This window comes from Pseudofrankia inefficax (assembly GCF_000166135.1).
In the GTDB taxonomy this organism is placed as follows: Bacteria; Actinomycetota; Actinomycetes; order Frankiales; family Frankiaceae; genus Pseudofrankia; species Pseudofrankia inefficax.
This window is the reverse complement of sequence record NC_014666.1, coordinates 3,880,561-3,903,245: the sequence shown is the minus strand read 5'-3', so window position 1 is coordinate 3,903,245 and position 22,685 is coordinate 3,880,561. Positions and strand designations below refer to the sequence as shown.

10 protein-coding genes, 1 tRNA gene and 4 pseudogenes are annotated in these 22,685 nt (G+C 71.6%); 10 read left to right on the top strand and 5 right to left on the bottom strand.

Annotated elements, in window-relative coordinates:
- Nucleotides 1-97: 97 nt before the first annotated feature.
- Nucleotides 98-856: a hypothetical protein gene (locus FRAEUI1C_RS15795; protein ID WP_013424308.1), complete on the bottom strand. Its 759-nt coding sequence runs from the start codon at nt 854-856 to the stop codon at nt 98-100.
- 500 nt (nt 857-1,356) lie between these two features.
- Between FRAEUI1C_RS15795 and FRAEUI1C_RS15790 the strand changes: the two genes are divergently transcribed.
- The 3 genes and pseudogenes from FRAEUI1C_RS15790 to FRAEUI1C_RS15775 all read left to right on the top strand — a co-directional run.
- On the top strand, nt 1,357-1,749 hold the full coding sequence (locus FRAEUI1C_RS15790; protein ID WP_013424307.1) for a hypothetical protein: 393 nt from the start codon (nt 1,357-1,359) through the stop codon (nt 1,747-1,749).
- Between the two features lie 260 nt (nt 1,750-2,009).
- On the top strand, nt 2,010-2,507 hold the full coding sequence (locus FRAEUI1C_RS15785; RefSeq protein ID WP_232425443.1) for a hypothetical protein: 498 nt from the start codon (nt 2,010-2,012) through the stop codon (nt 2,505-2,507).
- 327 nt (nt 2,508-2,834) lie between these two features.
- Nucleotides 2,835-3,836, top strand: a pseudogene (locus tag FRAEUI1C_RS15775) (IS256 family transposase); the annotation flags it as partial.
- A gap of 642 nt (nt 3,837-4,478) precedes the next feature.
- Here the strand turns inward: FRAEUI1C_RS15775 and FRAEUI1C_RS41090 are convergent.
- The 3 genes and pseudogenes from FRAEUI1C_RS41090 to FRAEUI1C_RS15760 all read right to left on the bottom strand — a co-directional run bounded on the left by FRAEUI1C_RS41090 (nt 4,479) and on the right by FRAEUI1C_RS15760 (nt 7,257).
- Complete coding sequence (locus FRAEUI1C_RS41090) at nt 4,479-4,778, bottom strand: hypothetical protein (RefSeq protein ID WP_041259379.1); 300 nt, start codon at nt 4,776-4,778, stop codon at nt 4,479-4,481.
- Nucleotides 4,779-4,856: 78 nt separating this feature from the next.
- A pseudogene (locus FRAEUI1C_RS41920) lies at nt 4,857-5,306 on the bottom strand (PKD domain-containing protein); the annotation flags it as partial.
- A gap of 748 nt (nt 5,307-6,054) precedes the next feature.
- Nucleotides 6,055-7,257: an EAL domain-containing protein gene (locus FRAEUI1C_RS15760; RefSeq protein WP_232425442.1), complete on the bottom strand. Its 1,203-nt coding sequence runs from the start codon at nt 7,255-7,257 to the stop codon at nt 6,055-6,057.
- 817 nt (nt 7,258-8,074) lie between these two features.
- Between FRAEUI1C_RS15760 and FRAEUI1C_RS15755 the strand changes: the two genes are divergently transcribed.
- The 5 genes and pseudogenes from FRAEUI1C_RS15755 to FRAEUI1C_RS39035 all read left to right on the top strand — a co-directional run bounded on the left by FRAEUI1C_RS15755 (nt 8,075) and on the right by FRAEUI1C_RS39035 (nt 11,714).
- A complete protein-coding gene (locus FRAEUI1C_RS15755; protein WP_013424303.1) occupies nt 8,075-8,728 on the top strand; it encodes a SigE family RNA polymerase sigma factor in 654 nt (217 codons plus the stop codon).
- 13 nt (nt 8,729-8,741) lie between these two features.
- Complete coding sequence (locus FRAEUI1C_RS15750; RefSeq protein ID WP_013424302.1) at nt 8,742-9,707, top strand: hypothetical protein; 966 nt, start codon at nt 8,742-8,744, stop codon at nt 9,705-9,707.
- A gap of 549 nt (nt 9,708-10,256) precedes the next feature.
- Nucleotides 10,257-10,835, top strand: a pseudogene (locus tag FRAEUI1C_RS41910) (recombinase family protein); the annotation flags it as partial.
- A gap of 197 nt (nt 10,836-11,032) precedes the next feature.
- Nucleotides 11,033-11,155 (top strand): annotated as a pseudogene (locus FRAEUI1C_RS41905) (recombinase zinc beta ribbon domain-containing protein); the annotation flags it as partial.
- 262 nt (nt 11,156-11,417) lie between these two features.
- The gene (locus tag FRAEUI1C_RS39035; protein ID WP_095522664.1) at nt 11,418-11,714 is read left to right on the top strand and encodes a hypothetical protein; all 297 of its coding nucleotides are present in this window, start codon (nt 11,418-11,420) and stop codon (nt 11,712-11,714) included.
- Here the strand turns inward: FRAEUI1C_RS39035 and FRAEUI1C_RS15745 are convergent.
- Nucleotides 11,696-11,780: transfer RNA gene (locus tag FRAEUI1C_RS15745), tRNA-Leu, on the bottom strand. The genes FRAEUI1C_RS39035 and FRAEUI1C_RS15745 overlap by 19 nt on opposite strands.
- A gap of 218 nt (nt 11,781-11,998) precedes the next feature.
- Here FRAEUI1C_RS15745 and FRAEUI1C_RS15740 point away from each other — a divergent pair.
- Both FRAEUI1C_RS15740 and FRAEUI1C_RS41660 read left to right on the top strand, forming a co-directional pair.
- On the top strand, nt 11,999-12,862 hold the full coding sequence (locus FRAEUI1C_RS15740; protein WP_013424301.1) for a class I SAM-dependent methyltransferase: 864 nt from the start codon (nt 11,999-12,001) through the stop codon (nt 12,860-12,862).
- 522 nt (nt 12,863-13,384) lie between these two features.
- Nucleotides 13,385-22,609 (top strand): MauE/DoxX family redox-associated membrane protein, encoded by a 9,225-nt coding sequence (locus FRAEUI1C_RS41660; RefSeq protein ID WP_013424300.1) that lies wholly within the window; start codon nt 13,385-13,387, stop codon nt 22,607-22,609.
- The last annotated feature ends 76 nt before the right edge of the window (nt 22,610-22,685 follow it).

Sequence of the window (22,685 nt, the reverse complement as noted above, 5' to 3'; positions counted from 1 at the left end):
TCCGGGGACAAATGGGCCGGCGTCGATCTGCTCTGGTCACGATGGTCGCGGACCGGGTGTACGGGCCGTAAGCGGCGGAAGGGTACGGTTCCGGCCGCTACCGCGCCAGTCGGCGGCCGACCGCGGCCAGTCCGAGAAGCCCGATGAGGACGCCTAGCAGGAGCAGTACTGGCCACCACGGGCCGTTGCCCGGGAGAAGCCACCGGCCGGCTACCAAGGTCGCGAAGAGTAGGACCGCTGCGACGCGTTGAAGACTGCGCCCGGTGCGGCGCCGCCGCGTGAGGGTATCCCGTTCCGTGGCGTCCGAAACGATCGTTCGGTGCTCGTGCATCCAGCTGGTCGGGTCGTCGAATGGACGCGCGCCGGCCGCCTTGAGAAGGCGGCTGAGCTTCGCTGAGTCGTAGGCTCGCAGGAGGACACCGTCGACGTGGTCTCCGATCTGCGACCGGGTCGAGCGGTAGCCGAACGGCAGGTCGGTGTTCGGCGCGAACGCGGCTGCGAGTCGCACCGGTGGTACACGCTGCGGCTCGTCGAACATCAACTGCAGGTTCGGTTTCGTGACGGGCCCTGTGGTGAACAGGTAGGGCACGCGCAGTTCACGGGCAAGGACGGGTTCGCGGTCTGCCGTGTTGTCGACGGAAGGCGCCGCAGATAGATCCCGTACCGCTATCTGACGTAAGGGAATGATCCACTTCCGGCCGCCGAAGTAGGTGGGCAGGGTCATCTCGATGTTGCCGTCGCGGCTGACGACCGAAGGTTTACGCACCGCGAGCCGGTATGACTTCAACCGCGTCGACTTGTCAGGCTCTGGCGCAACGTCACGCAATGCATGCCCTTTCGCTGCACTCTTTGCCATCCCGAAGACGCTTGTTCGGTGGCGTACGGCTAACTCTCGGATGCCGAAGCGTGCTACGGGCCAGCGCCATCGTCAAGGGCGGACCACGTCACATCGTGACGCGGTCCCCGGGCGGCGCGGCTGCTCGCCGCGAGCGCCGTGGAGGGCGAGGGGGCCCGGTAAAGGTGCTGTTGCTATAGCCCATCCCGCCGGCTGTGTGTGTGGCGGGGGATGTAGCGGTAGCGGGGTGCCGGTTAGGCTGCCTGCGCGCCTGACGCGACCGCGAGCCGCCGCGCGATGAGTTTGGCGTCACCGGACCAGCTCTCGGTGGCAGCACGACAGGCTTGCTGGCGTAACGAGAACGCCGGCCAGCGCGGGCGCGGGAGAAACTGGGCCTGTTTGGTAAGGGCGGGTGCTGGCGGGTTGTGGGCGGGCGGTGGCATCCGGCTCTGATGGCCGTGACGAACCGCATCTCCGCGAACGCGTCTGGCCGCGCAGCGCTCTGCTGACCCAGGTAGTTCATGACGCCGACGGCGACCGACGCGGCGGTGCGGGCGGCCTTCTACGACGCGTTCACCGCGGGGGTGCCATCGGCGCAGTGGGCGAACGCGGCCGAGGATGGCCCGGCGCTGATCGGGCTGCGCGGGCAGATCAACGCGCGGTTCCCGGGGCTGGCGCGTACGGAGGCGGTGGCCGTGGACGGCATGTCGACGCTCGGGGGCGGCGACGTGGAAGTCGGGATGACGCTGACTTTCACGGACCCGTCGGTACCGGTGCCCGGCGGCCTCACGACCCAGTTCTCTGCGGGCATGCCCGGGACGGCCATCCGGACGACGGCGGGCTGGCAGCTCAGCCGGGTCACGTACTCAAGCGGCCGGCTGCCTGACGTGTCGGCGCTGGCGGTCGCGGGATGAGTTACGCGGTGCTGGGCACGGTAAGCAGGTGGTTCAGAGGTTGAAAAGAGCGCGGCTGTTTCAGCGCGATGGTCGTAGCGTCGCGTTCATGTAGGAGGCTTCTGGCTCGGTGCCCCCGCCGACGGAAATGCCGCGTGCTTGGATGACGGTCTGGACGTTTCAAGATCGACTCTGGCGCACATTCGGTAGACGGACCATGGTTGCTGGGTGGTCAGGGCTCTCGAGCCGAGCTGGGCCGGCCAGGTGATCCGCATCCCGGGGTGGACGGCAGTTGGGATGTGGCTGGGACGTCCGGGTCGCTGTCGATCAACCGGAATCCGCGGGAGAGAACCAAAGAAAGGGAGCCCAAAATGCCAGATCCCAGGCAGGCGCGGGTAGCGACGTTCGTTGAGCCGCGTGGCATGGTCCGTTCAGCGGTCGCGGGTGCGACCGGCGGCTTGATCGGCGCCGCCGTCGCGTCAGCGGGCACCCAGGGGACGTCCCCGCTGGGTAAGGGAGCGATCGCCTACTTCGGTGTCTATGACGCCGAGGTCGTCCTGTTTACGGCCAAGAGAGGCGCGTTCAAGCCGAAACCGACTCCTGAGGTGATCGCGTCGGTGCCGCGCGCGGCGGTCCGGGCCGCCCGGGTCGACAAGGGCAGGCTCGCCGGCGTCCTCGAGATTGCGTTCGACGACGGTTCGGTCTGGCAGTTCGACGTTCCTCGGGTCAACCTCGCAGGCGCCCAGCAGGTGGCGGCGGCCCTGGCCGGAACGTTTTGACGCTCCAGGCGCGGGGGCGGATCGGCCGCGTTGTGGTGACTCTGCCGGGGCTGATCGGGTCGGCGCAGCATCTGGAGGGCGTGACAGCGGGTGCGGGTGCCGACTACGAGCACGGTGCTTGGTCGGCCTCGACTCGGACGCATCATCTGGCGGCCACGACGCTGAGCAAGCTGGGCGAGGCAGATTTGAGCTGGATCGCGGCGGAACACGCGATGCAGACGGCCGACCGTTCTCAGCCTGGCTCCGGGTGCACCTGGACCAGGGCGACCCGGCCGCACTGAGCCTGCACCGCACGAAGATCAGAGGAAGGCCGAGACCTTCCCACCAGCTAATCGTCGGAATGGTTACCGGGATCGGGCGTGGGACACCCGGGCCGGGACGATCGAGCTGGCGATTCCGCGGCTGCGGCAGGGCTCGTATTTCCCGGAATGGCTGTTGACGCGGCGCCGGCGCGCCGAGCAGGCACTGATCTCGGTCGTCGCGACGTCCTACCTGCGCGGAGTATCGACGCGCCGGGTCGACAGACTGGTCGAGCAACTCGGCGTCGCGCATATCTCCAAATCCCAGGTCTCCGAGCTCGCCCGGCACCTCGACGGCCAGGTCGAGGCGTTCCGCTCCCGGCCGCTGGACGCCGGTCCGTACCGGTTCGTGCAGGCGGATGCGTTGACGATGAAGGTCCGCGAGGACGGCCGAGTGATCAACGTGCACTGCCTGCTCGCGGTCGGCGTCAACGGCGACGGGCACCGCGAGATCCTCGGCCTCGACGTCGTGAGCAGCGAGGACGGCGCCGGCTGGCTGGCGTTCTTCCGGGGCCTGGTCGCCCGCGGCCTGACCGGCGTCCGCCTGGTCACCTCCGACGCGCATGCCGGCCTGGTCGCCTCGATCGGCGCGACGTCGCAGCCCTGGGTCGCCACGCTCGTGCGAACAATCTTCGATCAGGCCGACGCGACCGAGGTGAACGCACAGTTCGACCGGGCCGTCGACGGCCTGGCCGAGAAGCTACCCCGCGCCGCGACGCACCTGGAGGAAGCCAAAGCCGACGTACTCGCGTTCACCACCTATCCTCGAGAGATCTGGCGTCAGATCTGGTCATCGAACCCGCAGGAACGGCTCAACAAGGAGATCCGCCGGCGCACCGACGTCGTCGGTATCTTCCCGAACCGCGAAGCCATCATCCGCCCCGTCGGCGCCGTCCTCGCCGAACAGCACGACGAATGGATCGAGACCCACCGCTACTTCGGACTGGAAATCCTCGCCAAAACCGACCCCAACGAAAACCCCGCCGACACACCCGAGATCAGCGTCACCACCGACGCCCTCGCCGCATAACCTGCACCGAGGATCACGCGACGTCACCCTCCGTACACCACGCCACCGGACGTGGCCCAGCTCGTCGCCGCCGCCTGTGTCGACTCAGCCAACTCTCTCACCGCCGCCGAGTGGCACCAGGTACTTCCCGACGTCCCGTACGACCCGCCTTGTCCGTGACACCGCTGGCCGCACACGGCAATCCCCGCACGGGCAGGTGCTACCAGCGTCGGGTCGGTCGTCACGTCGCGACTATTTATGATCGTTAGCTGCTAGGCACCCGCCGATGGCGTCTCGGGAGAGGCGCACGAGGCACCCGATCGACACGGCCGGCATCAACGGCGGTACGGCCCCAGGGATTGGTCCCGGCAGTGTCACGACGGCTCGATCGGCCCGTCGGCCGCGTGGGCGCTGCCGCCGTCGGCCCTGCCTCGAGGATGTTTGCTTTGGCCTGCTGGTGTCCGCCTGTCGGGGCTCGGTCGCGCGTTCCAACTGCCCGAGGTCGGCCGGGCTGATTGCGTGCACGATGCGGCCGTGGCGGGACACCGCCGTGAGGCTGACAGGGCAATGGGGGCGACCGCGATGGGGCGGCGGAATTCCCGGTGGTTCATCGCGATCGCCCCGCGCGGGCAGAGCGATTTGTCTGGTGAGTGCCGGTCGAGATTAGGAGACGGGCGCGACCGCGTCACAGGGGTCGGCGGGCAGGTGGACGGCCGTGGAGACGACGGGGCCGGGACCCGCGGCGGAATTCGCCCGCACGGTGACCACGGAGAGTCCGTTGTGACCGACGTCGTTGTAGTGGAAGTAGGTGAAACTCGTGCCGGTGGTCATGACCGTGTAGCCCGAGATCTCCGGGGTAATGGTGTAAGAGGTCACCTGGTTGGCGCCACGCAGCGGCGGGTCCCACGACACGTAGTAGTGCAGGTAGCACGGCTCCAGGAGCCCCGGTTCATCGGCGCCCACCTGGACTCGCAGGTTACGTACGGGACCCGGGACGACGGCCGGTGCCACTCTCACCCATTGCCACGCGGTGTCGGTAGCGCCGTTTCGGCCGCGGACGGTCAGCGTGATCAGGAAGAATCCGGCGTGGGAATAGCTATGGGTGACCGTCGAGGCTGATCCGATGACCGCCGGTGTTCCGTCGCCAAAGCTGAATCGATAGGCCAGGGGTGGGACACCAGTCGAGTCCGAGGCGGTCGCCGTCACGGCCAACGGTGTAGTGCCCTGTATCGGAGCGACGGAGAGCCGAGCGCGTACCGGCTTCCACGTCGGTTTCAAGGACCGCTGGCTTGTCTGCGGCGGATCTGCCGGTGCCGCGGAGACTGGACCGCTCACGGCCACCAGGACCACGGCCAGAGCGGCTGTCACCCCGGTCAGGACGATGGCTCTCGGGCCCCAGCTCCCCGACCTGGATCTGCCTCGCTCTCGCAGGGCGCGTCCATTTGTGCTGTCCTCGCCGTCCCCGCCTCGGTGGCTGCCAAGAAATCGCATCCGGCCCTCCCAGAAGTGCCTAGAAATTCTGACGACTCCCCGGTCTGCGAGAATCGCGCAGACGTCCGCATGTGTCGAGTGGGACCAACGAGTTCGGGCCGAAAGCTCGTAACTCGACTGGCGGCCAGCCGAGCACGACCTGGCTGGTGGGCGCCATAATCGGCGCCACGATTCGCCCGCGACGGTTCGCCCTCGCCGTCCTGCTCACGCGCGCGGTCGCGGGTTGCACCCTGCCGGGATCGAGCGCCGCCGGGACAGACACGTTCTTCGTGAACAGCTTCAACAAGCCGTCCGGGCCCGTCAGCGCCAGCCCACGCGCCTTCGCGTCCGCGACCATCGCCGCCGCGGCGGCCTGCTCCGGCGACAGCAGCCGCCCTACATCCCGATCTTGCTTCCGAGGGGTCATATCACCCGATGTCATCACTCACAGTGTCCCATCCCGCCGGACCCTGGGCCCGGCGTCTCGGGCCGGAACCACTGATCTTGAAGCAGTCCCCGGAGCGTGAGTCGGGCTGCTTCGCGTGTCCTGTCCCGGGGATCATGACAGGTGACGCCGCCCTGGCCTGGTGCGCGACAGTTCGATGTGTCGCCGCCGGCCGGATTCCGGCGCAGTTGGCTATCTCCGTGGCAGATCGGCAGTGGAGCTGGCGTCCAGCCGCCCGACATCATGATCTGGTGAGGCTGTGCCAGCCGCTGGGTAGTGACGCTGGTCGGTGAGGTCGGCGCGGCCTCTGCCCAGGCGGTTGGTTCAGGCGAAGGCTGGTTGGGCATCCGGCCGGGCGAGGAGGTGTCCTTGGCCGTAGCCGATTCCGGCGTCCTGAACCGCGGCGAGTTCGGCGTGGGTCTCGATGCCCTCGGCAACGAGCGCGCTGTCGATCTCTTTGCCGATGGAGACGAGCGCGATCGCGGTGGCCCGGCGGACGGGGTCGGTGTCGATGTCGTGGATCAGGCACCGGTCAAGCTTGATGACCTCGGGGCGCAGATTGACGAGGCGTTGCAGCCCGGAGTAGCCGGTTCCGATGTCGTCGACGGCGATCCCCACGCCGTGGGCACGCAGTTGGCTTACCGCGTGCAGGACCGCCGGATCTTCGAAGTTGCGTTCGTGCTCGGTGATCTCTACGACGAGGTGAGCGAGATCGGCGGGGGTTGTGGTGGAGGTCAGCAGGTCGATCAGGCCATCTGTGAGCGTCGTCGGAGACACGTTGACTGCCAGCCGGGCCGTGGGAGGGCCTCGGTGTAGCGCGGGCAGTGCCTTGCGGACGGCGGCGAGTTCCAGCTCGACCCCGAGGCCGACGCTGGCGGCGCGGGAGAACCACTGTTCGGGATCAGCGGGCGGGGCGGGAAATCGAGACAGCGCCTCGACCCCGGCGGTGACACTCGTGCGCAGATCGAGGATGGGCTGGTAGACGAGGTCGGGTCCACCGCTGTCCAGGACACGACGGACAGCCCGCCAGGTCTGAACGGACCGCTCCCACATCTGGTGCAGATCCTGGACCGAGGCGGTCAGCAGGCCGGCGACCAGGGTCAAGATCTGCATGTGTCTGGCGTCCAGGTGGGGGCACGGCTCGTGCGCGAGGCAGCCGACCTTGCCGTATACCTCACCGCTATCGGTATAGACCAGATCCATCGCATAAGCACCGATCCCGAGCTCCGACACGACAGTGCGGCGGCACGCAGTGGGGTCCGCGTGAGTGTCGGGCACCATGCCCGTCTCGGTGATCGGGCTTTCGTTGACGGGCCACTCCGTAATTGCCCCCGGTCTGACCCCGAAGCTGGCAAGGTCACCGTGGAACGCCTGCAGGATGGTCCGATTGCCCTGCACCCGACACAGCCAGGCCAGGTCCATCCCCAGCTGCCGGCGCAGGGTACCGAGCAGCTCTACCACGGCCGCGTCCGGCTCCAGCACATCGCGTTGCGTCCCCAGAAGCGACGGGCCAACCACCACGCTCACCACCACCCCGCCACACGCGGCTGCACCAGCTCGCACCGCACCCATACCCCTGCGGGCCGGGCTGGATTCTCGCAAACTGGCGCGCCGCGCCTTGGAGCCCTGTTAGATGATTCGCGCGAAATTGCGCCGAGCGTCCTGAGTCGAGAGTGCCCCTTGATCCGCGTACCCCGCGCGAAGTACGCCCCGACCCCTCGGGGTTGCCTGCCGTGGTCTCGATCGACAGCAGACGAGCACTCGGCGACGACTCCGGGGAGCCGATCGCAAGATTGGCTCTGGTAGCGAGTTCTGGCCCCACCTTCCAGCGCCGGACCAACCTGGGAGCTGGGAACCTACAGCGGCGCGGCGGGGCGAGTGTAGATTCCCCCCGTTGATCTTCCATTCGGCGGCGTGCCGCATGGGGTTTCCCGGGCTGGGTGTCATTGGGCGCAGTGCTGACTTCCCGGGTTTCGGTGGCAGTTCTGCGCGAGATGCGGCGAGACGTGCTCGTTGAGCTTGCTGGGAGCGATCGACGTTGGGACCGATCTCTGCGGCTTGTGATCATCTGATCGCCGTACTCGGCCGAGCGAGACTGGGCGTTCTGTCCAGTCCTTGGGCCGCTTGAGCCGATCGGGCTCCGTTCCTGTCCCGACACCCCCGGTCCTCGGTCGTCCAGGACTTGATGTCCTGGACCGTCATTGAGGTGGGACGGGCGTCTGGCGTCGTGTTCATCGCGGCGGTCGCGGTCGGGTGACCGCCGTCGGCGCGGGCATCGGCCGGGGCTCATCGTGGCCAACGGTTTGGCGCGTTTCGACTGGGACGAGCCATACAGGGAGGCAGGGTGCGTGCTGATGAGGAGCTGGCCTTTGAGGCGTTTGTGGTGGGGGCGGCGGACCGGCTGCTACTGAGCGCGGTGCTGCTTGTCGGCGGGGACTGGGCGGCCGGGGAGGACCTGCTGCAGGGGGCGTTCGAACGCGTCTACCGGCATTGGTCACGGGTCGCCGACGGCCAGCCGGAGGCGTATGTCCGCCGGGCGTTGGTCAACGCCGCGACGAGTCGGTGGCGGCGCCTGCGGGTGCGGGTCGCCGAGGTGCCGCTCGTCGTGGACGGCGAGTGGGCTATCGACGTCGCCGCGGCGGACATCGACCATGCTGACCGGTTGTCCCAGCATGAGGACCTGGTCCGCGCGCTGCGGTCCCTTCCACCCCGGCAGCGCGCCGTGGTGGTGCTGCGCTACTTCGAGGACCTGCCTGAGGCCGAGGTCGCCGCCGCGCTCGGGTGCTCGGTCGGCTCGGTGCGCAGCCAGGCATCGCGGGGCCTCGCCCGGCTGCGCGGCAGCGAGCACCTGGCCGCGCTCGGCGCCATCCGCGTTCCGGGAGGACGCCACCGCGGCGGGGTGGGTCCCGACGTCCTGACCAACGAGAAGGGGGACGGCCACCGCGCTCCGTCCTCATCGGGGGCGTTCGCCCCGCCTTCGACGCGACCCACCCGGTGAGGGGGAAGACGCTGTGAGCACAGAAGCAGACGGACGCACCGACCCGCTTGGATCAGCCTCCCGGGGCAGGTTCACCCCGCGGGTCCAGATCCCCGCGGGGACTCGGCAGACCCGTGACCTCACGGACGCGACCGACCAGGATCTGGCGGCGCGGGCGCGCGCGCTGTGGGCCGATATGCCCCGGCGCGGCGTCGGCCCCGTGTTCCCCGACCTGATCCGCGCGCGAGCCCGCCGTCACCGGTCACGTGCTCGCGTCCTCGCCGTCGCCGCGCTTGTCCTGGTAATCGCTGTGGGCGTCGCCATTCCCGTGGGCCTCCGTGTCGGCGGGAACGACCGGGTGTCTGCTGCGGCCGCGCCGCCGGCAGTCCCGTACAGCTTCGGCGGGGTGACCGTCACCTGGCTGCCCGCCGCGATGACTCACGACGTGGACATCGCCTCCCAGTCACGTCCCTATGGGGGCATGGGGCTACCGGGAGATCCGCCGCTCAGCGTCTTCGGTCACCTCTTCAACGGGGAAAGGGCCTCGTTCGTCAGCAGGTTCGTCGCGCGGCCCGCGGCTTCCACGCCCGCGGCGGTCGGCTTGTCCACTGTCTGGGTGAGCGTGACCTGGCAGACGGACGACAGGATCTCGGCCGCCCTTTGGGATTCCCTTAAGACGGACCGATTTCAGGGCCGCGCCGAGGTGTCGGCGACGACGATGGGCCACCAGCCCGCCACCTTCCTCTCGGTCCATTTCAGCCCGGGTGACCTACTCGTCCCGGTGACCCACAGCAACAGCTACGGTGGTCTGCTCACCTGGTACACGCCGAACGGAACCTTGCTCGGCGTCGAGGCCGACAGTTCCAGCCCGGTTGACGTCGCCGTGCTGCGGCAGATCGGCGCCGGACTGGTCCTCGGCCAGCAGCCGCCGATCAGGGTTCCGCCGACGGGGTCGCCCGCGCCTACGATGCCGCCGACGCCGGGACCGCCGCGGCGATGAAGGCGGCGATCCACGACGTATCCCCCGCGCCGATCGACGTGTCGACGCCGCCCCCGTCTGTCACGCGAACAGTGGGACACCACAACACACCGCACCAGCAGCCACGAACAGCGACTGCTACCAGACGCCCAGAGACCGCCAGCCATCCCACCGTCTGCAATGGCTGCGGGAACCGACCGCAAGATTGCTTCTGCCAATTGACGGTTGAGTGGCGGAGCAAGCTGGGAAGTGGCGGCGTGAGCTGGGAACCTACAGACGAGGACGGCTCCCCTTCAGCACATCATCGAACTAGCGTTCGATGGCATGCTGACCGGGTTCGCTCCGCCCTGGAACTCCGAAGAGCCAACAGAAATCCTCCACAAGAGACACCCGACGACAGCAATCGTCAGCAAGGAATGTTCCGGAAGATTGATCTCATAGTCTTTCGGCCGCAGGTTCAGGCCCCGCCCGCCCGAGCACCGTGATGCTTCAGGACATTGGCGAAAGCCGAACCTACTTTTGTGGATCCAGGAGCCAGCCCAGGCCGGCTGGTCGGAGAAGGCCAGCGCCATGCTCGCGCGACCGCCGACGCGTCAAGGCACCCTCACGGAGGTCCCTCCCGGGGACGCGTTACACGGCGACGTCGACGCAATGTCCCGCGCGAGGGTAGTCCCGAGGGCGCCATCGTCGAGCGTCCAGGGCATGCCCGAATATCTACGCGTTAAAGGTCCCACGCCCGCTCAAGGAGGCATGTCCAAAGGCGAACGCAACCGCATCAAGATCCGCGTCCGCAGCGCGATGGCCGCCCAGGCCAAGGTCGAAGGACGCTACCTCGGCGGCCGCCCGCCCTACGGCTACCGGCTGACCAACCTCGGCCCGCATCCCAACCCCGCCAAGGCAGCCGACGGCCGACAGCTACACGGACTCGCGATCGACGAGACGGCCGCGCCCGTCGTCGTCCGGATCTTCGCCGAGTTCCTCCGCGGCAGCGGCCTGTTCGCGATCGCCGAAGGCCTGACCCGTGACGGCACCCCCTGCCCTTCCGCCCACGATCCGGCTCGTAACTCCCACCGCGACGGACTGGCCTGGTCGAAGGGCGCCATCCGCGCGATCCTGACCAACCCCCGCTATACCGGCCGGCAGGTCTGGAACCGCCAACGCAAGGACGAGGTCCTACTCGACGTCGAGGACGTCATCTCGGGCACACCACCAGGTTGCGCTGGAACGCCGCCGCGGACTGGGTCTGGTCGGACCAGACTGTCCACCAGGAGATCATCACGACCGAGGTGTTCACCCAGGCCCAGCAGATTCTCGCCGGCCGGGGACGCGGCCCCGGCGACCAGAAGATGCCGCGCACGCGCCGGCCCTACGCACTCCGAGGCGCGCTCTACTGCGCCGTCTGCGACCGGAAGATGCAAGGGCACACTGTCCGCGACGTCACCTACTACCGCTGCCGCTACCCCCAGGAGTACGCCCTGGCGAACACAGTCAGCCACCCAGCGAACGTCTACCTGCGCGAGGACACTGTCCTGCCTGCCCTCGACGGCTGGCTCGCCCGCGCGCTCGCACCCCCGCAGCTCACCAGCACCCTCGATGCCATGGTCGCGGCCCAGTCCAGTCCGTCATGCGACGACGCCACCGTCGCACAGGCGCGACGGGCGATCGAGGAGAGCAACGCCAAGCTGACCCCGCTACCGGGCGGCGTTGGACGCAGGAGCCGACCCCCAGGTCGTGACCGCGTGGATCGCACAAGCCCAAGCCGAGAAGACCACCGCCGAGCGCGACCTCCGCCAGGCGAACCAGGACCAGGAACGACACCTGACCCGCGACGACATCAGCAACATGATCGACTCGATCGGCGACGTCGCCGCAGCGCTCGCCGCCGCCGAGCCCGCCGACAAAGCGGACCTCTACCGCCAACTCAACCTGCGCCTGGCCTACCAGCCGGCCACCAACACGGTGCGAGTCGACGCGAAGATCGACTCTAGCTACCGCAGGGTAATGGATCGTGTCCGAGGGGGGACTTGAACCCCCACGCCCGTTAAAGGGCACTAGCACCTCAAGCTAGCGCGTCTGCCATTCCGCCACCCGGACCGGTGACCCGGGGCGCCGCCCCGGTGCGAACCAGATGCTACACGGTCCGACGGGGGGTCTGACGCAACCCCAGACCATGAGGAGATCAAGAAAAGCCGTCCGCCTACGGACAGCTTGGGGCCGCCATCCGACCCTGGGCCCGACGCGGTCCTGGCCGCCGCACGGTGGGCCCGCCTCGGCCGTGATTGGGTGGATTGGACCCAGGCGAGGAGACGCTCATGGATGTCCCAGCACACGGTGACGGCGGGCAGGCGGGTGGCGGGCAGAAGGCGCTGTGGAGCGGCGTCGCGGGGCGCGGATGGGTGGCGGCCCAGGAGCTTCTCGACCGGATGTACCAGCCGTTCGAGGACCTGCTCGCCGACAGCGTGGCCCCCGGCTCGCGGGTGCTCGACGTCGGCTGTGGCGCGGGCGCCACGACTCTCGCGGCCGCCCGGCGGGCGGGTGAGCGCGGGGGCTGCGTCGGCGTCGACATCTCCGAGCCGATGATCGAGGCGGCCCGGGCACGGGCCGAGCGGGAGGACGTGGCCGCGCGGTTCCTGCACGGCGACGCCGCGAGCCACACGTTCCAGCCGGCCGCGTTCGATGTGGTCATCTCGCGGTTCGGGGTCATGTTCTTCGACGACGCCGTCGGCGCCTTCTCGAACCTCCGAGGCGCCGCGCGGCCCGGCGGCCGGCTCCGGTTCGTCGCCTGGCGGGGCCCGGCCGAGAATCCGTTCCTCACGGCGGCCGAGCAGGCGGCGTCACCGCTGCTGCCGGGCCTCGCGTCCCGTGACCCGGACGCGCCGGGCCCGTTCGCCCTCGCCCGCCACGACCACACCCGGCGCGTGCTCACGGACAGCGGCTGGACCGGCATCGACATCCAGCGCCTCGACGTGCCCTGCTCGCTCGCCGAGGCGGAGCTGGAGCGCTACTTCACGCTGGTGGGCCCCGCCGGCCGCGCCCTCGCCGAACTCGACGGCGACCTGCGGGCGAAGGTGATCGACGCGGTCCGGACGGGTTTCGAGCCCTACCTCCAGGACGGCCGAGTCCGCTATACGGCGGCGTGCTGGGCCGTCACCGCCGTGGCGCCCCCTGCAGCCTGAGCCGGATCGTCGGCGCCGCCCGACGAGCTCTGGCCGGCCGCGAGTGCCTCGTCTCGTGGGGAATGGAGATCACCTGGCTGTCTGCCTCCGACCTGGCCGACGACCTCGGAGACAGCTGAACCCTCAGCGTGGGGTTCGGCTGTTGTGGTTCTGGGGGCGGGGCGAACAGGACGTCGACGGGACGGTGACGAAAGCTTTCTGTAAGCGTTCCAGAACACTTACCACCAGTGTGGAAAAACACCCTGACCGTTTCGGGAAAGGGCTCACGGAACTCCGGTGCGGCCGCTGAGGAACGCGGCGTCCTCATCACCCACCCCGGCCTCCGGCACCGCCTGGAACCGCGCCCACCCGAGGGCATGGCCGGGCGCAGTGAAGCCAGCTGCCCGCGCCTCGGAGCCCGTCGCAATCGCCAGCCGCGGGCAGCAACAATACTTCGTTGCGCGCCTCGCGCTCCCCGTGGAGACTGGCAGCAGAATTCGCCAGAGTGCGGCGCCGTGTGACCGGTCCGGGAGGATGACCCTCATGTTCGACCTGGCCGCGCGGCTTGTCCTCGGCCTCATTCTTTGCTTGGGCGCGACGGCCAAAGGTCTGGAGTTACCTGCTTTCCGCGGCGAGCTCTCGGAACTCGCCGTCCTCGGGCGCCGGGCCCGTTCGCTCTCCGTTCCGCTGGCCTTCGCCGTGCCGATCGTGGAGATCCTGGTCGCGGCCGGAATGCTGGCCAGCGCCAGCGCCACTGTCGCCGCGGCCGCGGCCGCGGGGCTGTTCACGGTCTTCACGGCCGCGCTGCTCGCGCAGCGGCAGGCAACGGGAGCAGACGACGGCTGCGCCTGTTTCGGCTCGGCCCACCGCACGCCGTTCCCGCTGGCGCTCGTCCGCAACGGGATTCTCGTCGCCGCCGCCCTGGCGGTCGCGGCACGCGCGGGCCATCCCCGGCGCGGCCTCGACCTGGCGACGGCGGCAGCTGTGGCGCTGGCCCTGCTGGCCGTGGGCGCCGCGGTGGCGGTGGTAGGGCTGCGCCGCGGTCAGTGCGCCCGGCCGCCCCGGCAGCCGGCGACGACGGTCGAGGGAGCCCGGCTGACGCTTGGTACAGCCACGCCCGGACGGCCCCGCACGCTGCTGGTCTTCCTCCACGCCCGCTGCGCTCCCTGCCTTGCCCTGCTTCCGTCGCTGGAGCAGTGGCAGGACGTCCTCTCGCTGCGCGTCGTGATCTCCGGGTCGGCGTCGGAGGCGCGCGAGCTGGCCCGCCGCCACCGGCTGCGGTCTGCCGTCGCGGACGACGGCCAGGCGATCGCCCGCCGGTTCGGCGTCACCGCGACCCCGAGCGCCATCCTGCTGACGGGCCGTGGGTGCCAGGTAGACGGCGACGGCGCGCCCGCGCGGTCGCCGGCGGTCGGGGCCGCCGCGATCCGCGCCCTGGTCTCCGTAACGCACGCCGTCGCGACCCGCGTGGACGGGTTCACTCCCGCTGACCCTGCGGCGATCGTGCTGTCCCGGGCTGACTTCGACCTGGCGGTCGCGCGGGCGACGGAGTCGGGGCAGGCCCGCGGAACGGACGCGCTGACGTCGGTCGCGGCGGCGCGCCTCGCCGCGCGGGCGGGCGACCCGGCCACCCTGCGCGTCGTCGCCCAGGTCCGCCGCGGCGAGGAGGGGCAGCCCGTCGGCTTCCGCGGCTCGCTGTTCCTCGTCGTCGACGACCCGCGGGTGGACGACACCCGCGGCCTGGTCGAGGCCGAACGGATGAGCGTCGCCGCGATCGAGCTCGCCGGCACGGCCACCTGGCTGGGTGGCGCCGCCCGTTTCGCGGCGTCCGGCGCCCTCGGGTCGCTGGGCCAGGCCTGCTGCGGGCCCGCGACGATCTGCGTCCCGACCGCCGGCTCGTCCAGCCCGGGCGGGCCGGGAGGCGGCTCGGGTCCCGGCGGCGGCGACCCGGTGGATGGCGGCGTGCCGTGGCTGCCGCCGTCCGACGAGCTGGGCGTCTCCGCGGTCCCACCGCTGCGGCTCACCGCCCGCGACGCGACCGGGCGGGGACGGGTGAACGCGGCGATGTACGGGTTCGGCCCGGACGGGCTCCACGCGGTGTTCGGCGACTGCGTCGACGTCCGCGACCCCAGATGCGCGGTCGCGACGCCCGTGTGCGACCCCGGCGACGGCGTCTTCACGAGCGACGACCCGGGCAGCAACTCGTCGTCCGATCCGTGCGGGGTCGGCGGGGGTGGCGCGCGCGCCGGGCACGACGTTCCGGCGCACTGCACCGTGGGGCACTGGGAGACCCTGCCACCCGAGTGCGGCGGCTGGTGCGACAGCTGCGGCGGGCCCTACGCGGCGCACAGCTCGGTGCCACCCGGGTGCGTCGTGGCCCGGCCGTACGGCGACGAGGGCGCCTGCCATGCCCAGACGGAGACCGAGAAGGCGCTGGCCAACGGCGCGCTCCAGCTGGCCGCCGGCTGGATTCCCGGCCACGAGGCGCGGCACTGCACGCAGTCGGACCGGCTCGACGTCGAGGTGTGCGCGGTGTGCGACGCGGCCGGCGCCTGCCATCAGGAGTACAGACGCCCCGACGTCGACCCGTACGCGGACGGGGGGTCCTCGAACGACGGCGAGAGCACCGACACGGACGGCCCCGCCGGCACCGAGGCGCCGGAGAAGCCCACCCCTGGCTCGCAGCCCAGGAGTGACTGGAACGAAGCGGACTTCGACCCGGCGTCGATCACGGGCAACCGGACGCCGACGCCACCGGCGAAGAAGCCGCCGGAAGGGGACCGCGAGCCGCACACCCGGGAAGGCCCGAACCCGGCACCCAGGCCGCCGGAGACCCCGACACCGGCACCGTCCCAGCCGGTCCCGCCCGCGAAGGCGGCCAGGGGGGAGGAACCGGTTCACGCGGACCCGGTCACCGTCGCCGACGGCCGTTTCACCATCGACACGACGGACCTGTCGTTCGCGGGCCCGGCGGCGCCCCTCGAGTTCGCCCGGCACTACACGTCGGGCGACCTGGGCCGCTCGGTGCTCGGCACCGCTTGGGACCACAACTGGTCAGCGAGGATCGTCGCGCTCACGGCCGACACGATGCCGGCCTGGGCCGCGCCCTACTGCGCGGGCGGGCCCGACGGCGCCGACCGGAACGCGGTGCTGGCCTATCGGGCCGGGGCCGTCGACCTGTTCGTCAGGGACCTCGACAGCCAGCTGTTCATGCCGCCCGCCGGCAGCACGGACACCATCCTGAGGGTCGACGACGGCTGGCTGCGCCGCGCCGCGGACGGCGCGCTGGAACGGTACGACGAGCTCGGCCACCTCACCTCCCGTCGTGACCGGTTCGGCAACGGCTTCGCGCTCCGCCTCGAACGCACCCCCCTGCAGGCGCTCTTCGACCACTACTGGGCGGCGGCCCCGCCCGGCCAGACCCTGGCGCACCGGCGTTTCGCCCTGCTGGCGTGGCTGCTCGACCTCGGGGCGCGGCCCGGCGACGCGTCCGCCTACCAGCTCGACGCCGCCGACTACCCGCTGCCCGCCGACCCCGTGGCGCGCGCTCCACTCGGGTACGCGCGCGGCCTCCTGCTCGACGTCGCAGGCCGCGGGCCCAACGCGGAGTGCGCCTACGGATTCGCCCGGGAACGGCCGGTGCTGGTGACGGACGACCTCGGCCGCGACCTCGTCCTCAGCTACGGGACGGCGCCGGCCGTCGGGACCGACGCCGACGGCGACCCGCTGTACGGCTTCGCCCAGACACCCGACGCGGAGCTGCTGACGAGCGTGGCCGGTCCCGCCGGTACGTCCGTCACCTATACCTACGCGCAGCCGGCGGGCCACCCGGCCGAGCTCAACCAGTTCTTCCTCCTGCGGGCCGCGCGCACCGACGCGCCCGCCCGCCCGGCCGACGTGACGGCGTCGTCGGCCGTCGAGTACACGTACGAGTACCAGTGGCCGCGGCGCCCGGTGACACCGCCGACCCATGAGGCGCCGGCGGTCGTGCCGTGGGAGCCGTACGCCGACGAGGTCGAGAGACGGTTCGGCGCGTACTTCCGCACCTTCGTCAACTGCCTGCACCGGTCGGTGTTCGACTGCCACGGGCAGCTCGTGATCCGCCCGCTCATCGAGTCCAGCGCCGGCGACCCGGCGGTGCTCGCCCGCCGGGAGGCCCTCGCCTACATCGCGTCCGTCGCCGCCGGTATCCGCACCGTGACCCGGTCTGGCCGGATCGAGTCGGAGACCCGGTACGACAACGACCCGTTCTCCGTGACCTACGGGCGGGTCCTCGCCCAGCGGTACGGAAGCTCGGTGGCGCTCCCGGCCCCGGGGGTGGTCCCGCCCGACCAGCCCGGCGACGACTGGCGCGGCGCGCTGCCCAAAGCCGCCTTCGGCTACGCCGACGCGGGCCCGCTGCCACCCGGAGAGGGTGCCACCGACCGCACCGACGGTTTCCTGCCGGGCCCGGTCGCGCGCCGCTACCCGCTGGAACCGCGCCCGGAGCCGGCCAGCGACCCGGCCCACCCGGTCACCGGCCAGCCCGACGAGGACGGCTGGTGCGACTACGGCGCGATGGAGCAGGCCCGCGCCCAGCTCCCGGGCTGGCGCCCGTACGTCCCGTACACGGCGGGCGACCCGGCGCTCGCCACACCCGCCCCGACCACCCGGCTGACCCGCACCTGGCTGAGCCCCGACCAGCTCGCGATGGCCCAGGTCGGCGATCCCACCCACAACGACCTGCTGTCGGCCCTCGAGATGCTCGACGTGCCGGTCGCGGGCGGCGCGACGAAGCAGGTCCAGCGGCCGCACCGGATCACCGGCCGGCGCCAGCTCGTCGCGGTGAACGCCAACCGGGTCTGCCGGTGGACGTCGATCGTCGACCGGGACGGGGACCTGCGGTACTACGGGCTCAACTACCGCGGCGACCTGCTGGTCGAGGCACGCCTCGACCGGGGCGCGAACCCCGAGGACGAGCTCGCCTGGGTCTTCCTCGAGCGGTTCGTCACGGCCGACGGCGATCCGGCGCTGGTCCGTGCCGCCCAGCGCGGCGCCGCCCTCGACACGGGGGTCGCGACGACCGTCTACACCTACGACGTCATCGACCCCACCGGCTCACTCGGCTGGGACGGGAGCCTGCCGGCCTACTGGACGCGGCGGCGCAACCTGCTCCGGGAGGAGGAACGCGCGGCCGGCGGCGCGGCGAACGACCACGGCCCGGCCGGCTTCCCCCAGGCGACCGGCCGTTACCTGGCCTACAGCTACGAGCCGCTGTTCAACCAGCTGCGCGAGTTCGAGCGCGGCGCGATCGAGCTGACAGGCCCGTCCCCGGTGTATGTGCCCGCCGAGATCGTGCGCTGGGTGATGGACTACCAGGAGCTGAGCCTCGACGTCCCTCCCGACTCGCCGGGCAGCCTCGCCCCGCTGCTCGACGAGCTCGCGCCCTGGGGCTTCGGCTGGGCCCGGACGCCGACCGGCTACGACCGGGACACGGTCGTGACCTGGCAGCTCAGGCTGCCCCTGTACGGGGTCGACCTGAACGGCGACGGAGTTCTCGGTGCCGGGCCCGGGCCGCACCGGCGCGGTCAGGGCCGGCCCGTGCTGGTCGTCCGCACGGGCACCGCTGGGACTCGGCGGGTGTCGTCGCTGGCCTGGAACAGCGCCGGCCGGCTCGCGTGGGCGATGGACCCCGACGGCGGGCGGGTGAGTTTCGCGTACTACCCGCTGGCCCCGAACGGGTCGGAGGCGGACCGGTATGGCGATGGCACGCTGCCGCCCGACAGCGCCGTCAACCCGGGCTACGCGGGCCTGCTCGCCCGGGTCCGGGTCTCCCGGCACGACGGCGCGGTCTATCCCCTTGCGCTCGGCCCGGCCGCCGCGCCCTGCCCGGGGCTGCCGGGCCCCTACCAGTGGATGCTGCCGGGCACCGTGCCGGCCGACCAGGCCGCTGTGCAGGCGGCGCTCGCCACGGCTGGCCTGCCTCCCGAGACGGTCGCGGCGGTCCTCGCCTCGACGGGACCGCTGGAACGGTCAGCCTCGTTCACGCACAGCGTTCTCGGCGTGTCCCGCCGGATCTGGGCGGACGGTGCCGTCACCACCGTGGAGCGTGACACCGACGGCCGGGTGCGCACGGTCAGCACGCCCGACCAACGGCTCGTGATCGCCCTCGACCAGGACGGCTTCCCCCGGACGACTGACCGGTACGGCTCCGACGGGGCGCTCTGCGGCCACACCGAGATCGACCACGACGAGGAAGGCAGGGTGACCGCCACCCGGGAGTTCACCGGTTCGGCGGCGGGCGACCCGGTGACCCACAGCTACGAGTACACCCCCGAGGGCGCCCTCGGCCGGGCGGTCGACCCCACCGGCCTGGTCACGACCCTGCGGTATGACGCGGCGAAGCGCCGCGAGTTCACCGAGGCGAGCCACCCTGCCCGCCCCGGTGACCGCCGCCGGCACCGCGCCCGCTACACCGACGACGGCCACCTGCTGGAGCTGCGGGCCGGCGACAGCCTGGCTCTCGGCGGCCCGGAGCTCGCCGAGCAGTACGGCTACGACGGGCTGGGCCGATGCACGCTGCGCGTCGACAGCCGCGGCTTCGCCTGGCAGCTGGCGTACACCGCCGGCGACCAGCTGTCGCGGGTGAAGCGGGACGACGCGCCGTACCCCGACCAGGTGCCGGCGACCTCGACATGGGAGCTGAGCCTCGAGTACGACGAGTTCGGCGACCTGTCGCGCCGCATCGACGGCGGGGTCGTCACCGCCCGGTGGCGCCGCACCCCCGGCGGGCGCGGCTGGCGCAACGAGCCGACCGGCGCGGGACCGGTCCACACCACGTTCGACCTGTCCGGGCAGCCTGTCTGGACGGTCGACGGCGAGGGAAACCAGACCGTCCGCACCTGGGACCCGCTCAGCCGGGTCGCGACGGAGGCGGCGATCATGGTCGACGGGGCCACCCGGCGCACGGTCACCACCGTGCGGGCCTTCGACCCCTCCGGCCGCCTCGTGCGCGAGTCGAGCTGGGCCGGCGGCCAGGAGCGCGCCACCGTGATCGAACGCGGCCCCGACGGCCATGTCCGCCGGGTCGCCCACGCCGACGGCTCCGCCACCCAGGTCTGGACCAACTGGCTGGGCTGGCCGACCGCGCTTGCCGACGAGCTCGACGCGGCACGCCCGCCGGCCCTCGCCCGCGCCACCGTCGAGTACGACGGGCGCGGCGCCCCGCGGCTGCTCACCGACCCCGACGGGGAGACGACCCACTACGTGCGCGACCCGTTCGGCGCCGTCGAACGGCTGGAACGCACGGGGGCGGCTGCCCGCACCTGGGTCTACGACCAGCTGGGCCGCGAGGTCCTGCGCGACGACGGCGTCACCCTGCTGCGCACCGAGTACGACGCCGGCGGCGATCTCCGGGCGCAGCAGTACTGGGCGGCGCCGCGCTGGCGGACGCTCGCGTCCTGGACCTACGACGACCTGGCCCGGGTGGTCCGCGCCGAGCGCGCCAACCCGGCGAGCGGGGTGGCGCCCGCGGACTCGGCGGTGGTCCGCGAGCTGGGGTACGACCGGTTCGGTCGGGTGAACGCCGAGCGGGTCACCGTCGGCACCAGCCCGCCCGTGGACATCGCCCACACCTGGTCGGTAGCCGGGAATGCCTGGCGCCGCTCCAGTGACCACATCTGCGGCCCGTTCACCTGGCCGACCCAGCACACCTACGACCTCGCCGGACGGTTGCGAACGCTGGCCGCCGGCCCACCCGCCGCCGGGCAGCCCACCATCGAGCTGTCCTGGCTCGGCGCCGTGCCCACCGGCCGACGGCACACCGTCGCCGGCGTCGAGACGTTCGCCGAGGCGATCACGGTCGACGCCTTCGCCCTGCCGACCGCGTCGGTCGCCAAGGTGCCCGGCCCGGCCGGGGTGCTGCGCCGCTCGGTGACCCCCCGGGACACCGCCGGCCGGTATGCGTCCGTCGCCGAGGAGCTGGTCCTGCCCCAGCCCGGAGGGGGAACGACCACCCGGTCACGGACGGCCGGCTACGGCTACGACCAACGCTCCCGGCTGGCCTCCGCCGACGACGGCACGAGCGCCTGGACGTACGACCGAGAACCGGGCACCGGCTCCGTCCGGTCGGTCTCCGACAGCGCCGGCACCCCCCGCTGGGCGCTCGGTGCCCCCCGTTCGCCGGGCCACGAACTGGCGGACGTCCAGATCGACGCGGTCAGTGTCCCCATCGGATACGACGCGGCCGGGCGGACCACGTCGGCCGGGTCGGCGGCGTACAGCTGGGACCCGGCCGGGCGGCTCGCCACCATGCGGCGCTCCGGCCACCTCGCCGAGGGCTACCTGTACGACGACGCCGGCCGGCTCGTCGCGACCGTCAGCCCGACCCCGGGAGGGGCGGGCGTCGCGTCACTCGTCGGCTGGGACGGCGACCAGCCGGTCACCGGCTACGGCCCGGGAGGATCGCCCAGCTGGCAGGCCCAGTGGGGCGGGACGGTCGACGAGTTGCTGGCGGTCGGCGACCTGGCCGGCGGCGACCCGATGGTCGTGCTCGCGGACCAGTCGAAGAACGTCAGCGGCCTGTGGCGGCCGTCGACCGGGCGCCTCACGCGGTCCGCGTCCTACACGCCCGAGGGCCGGGTGACGGTGTTCGACGACACCGGCGCTCTGATCACCGTGGAGACCGGGCCCGATCAGGTCGCCACCCTCGGGGTGCCGTTCGGCGCCTTCGGCGGCTACCGGTCCGCCATCACCGGCCTCGTCTTCCTGCGCGACCGCTGGTACTCCCCGGCGCTCGGCGAGTTCCTGACGCCCGATCCCCTCGGCCCGCTCGACGGGTTCGACCTCTACGAGTACGCGGCCGGTGACCCGGTCAACCGGGCCGACCCCTACGGCCTGGCCGCTTCCGTCCTCGGCGACATCAAGAGCAGCCTCGCCAGCTGGCAGCGCGGCGTCAGCTCGGTGGCCGACGCCGCCGGCGGGTTCGTCACCGACCTGGGCAGCGCGCGACTCGACAACGGCTTCGATGCCGAGATCCGGCGGACGCAGGCCTCGCTCGCGGGCATGGTCGTCGCGACCGCGATCCAGGTGATCGGCGACGCGCTCGCCGTCGGCCCGGCGCTGGTCGTCGCGGCGTCGGAGATCCCGACGCTGCTGTCCGAGGGCAGCGAGAACGTCCACCAGGGGGTACGTGGCAACGGGAACGGCCTCACCCCGGGCGAGCGGGTCGTGGTCGGCACCCTCCAGGTCCTGCACGGCCTCGGGAACGCCGCCCAGGTCATGCTGTTCTTCGACGGAGCCGCGGCGGCCGCCGAGGCCCGGCTCAACCCGCGGGTCGGCGGCTTCTCCGTCGGCGAGGTCAAGCCGCTGAACAACTCGGGCACGCGCAAGGCGATGCGGCAGGCCTCGGAGTGGCGCCTGCCCGCGCGGGCCAACGGCGAGTTCGGCCTGGTCCAGTACGAGGCGGAGACCGGCGACGTCTGGATCCAGCGCTACCGCTGGGACCCGGCCGAACAGTCCTGGAAACCGACCACGTCCGACTACCTCGGGCGGGTCGAGGTCCCCGATCTGCCGCCCATACCCAGGGGCGCGGCGCTCGAAGGCCCGATCCGGGACCTCGTGGGGAGACGCACCGGGCTGCCGCTCAAGGCGAAACCGCCGAACGCACCCGGGCCGGACCTGGTCCCCACCGGCCCACCGGCACCGCTCCCGCCGGCGCCACCGCTGGCGCCCCCGAGCCTGGGCGGCTTCGGCACCAGACCCCCGAAAAGCCTCGCGACCGACCACTGAGCAGGACGCCCGTCGTGGCTGTGGACAGAGCGTGGACCTCGCCTCCGGCTACTGCTCAGGTTCAGACCGGCCTGAC

What these genes read in the sequence shown, in the direction of transcription:
- FRAEUI1C_RS15795 (WP_013424308.1), bottom strand. Translation starts at nt 856, where the DNA reads ATGGCAAAGAGTGCAGCGAAAGGGCATGCATTGCGTGACGTTGCGCCA.
- FRAEUI1C_RS15790 (WP_013424307.1), top strand. Translation starts at nt 1,357, where the DNA reads ATGACGCCGACGGCGACCGACGCGGCGGTGCGGGCGGCCTTCTACGAC.
- FRAEUI1C_RS15740 (WP_013424301.1), top strand. Translation starts at nt 11,999, where the DNA reads ATGGATGTCCCAGCACACGGTGACGGCGGGCAGGCGGGTGGCGGGCAG.
- FRAEUI1C_RS41660 (WP_013424300.1), top strand. Translation starts at nt 13,385, where the DNA reads ATGTTCGACCTGGCCGCGCGGCTTGTCCTCGGCCTCATTCTTTGCTTG.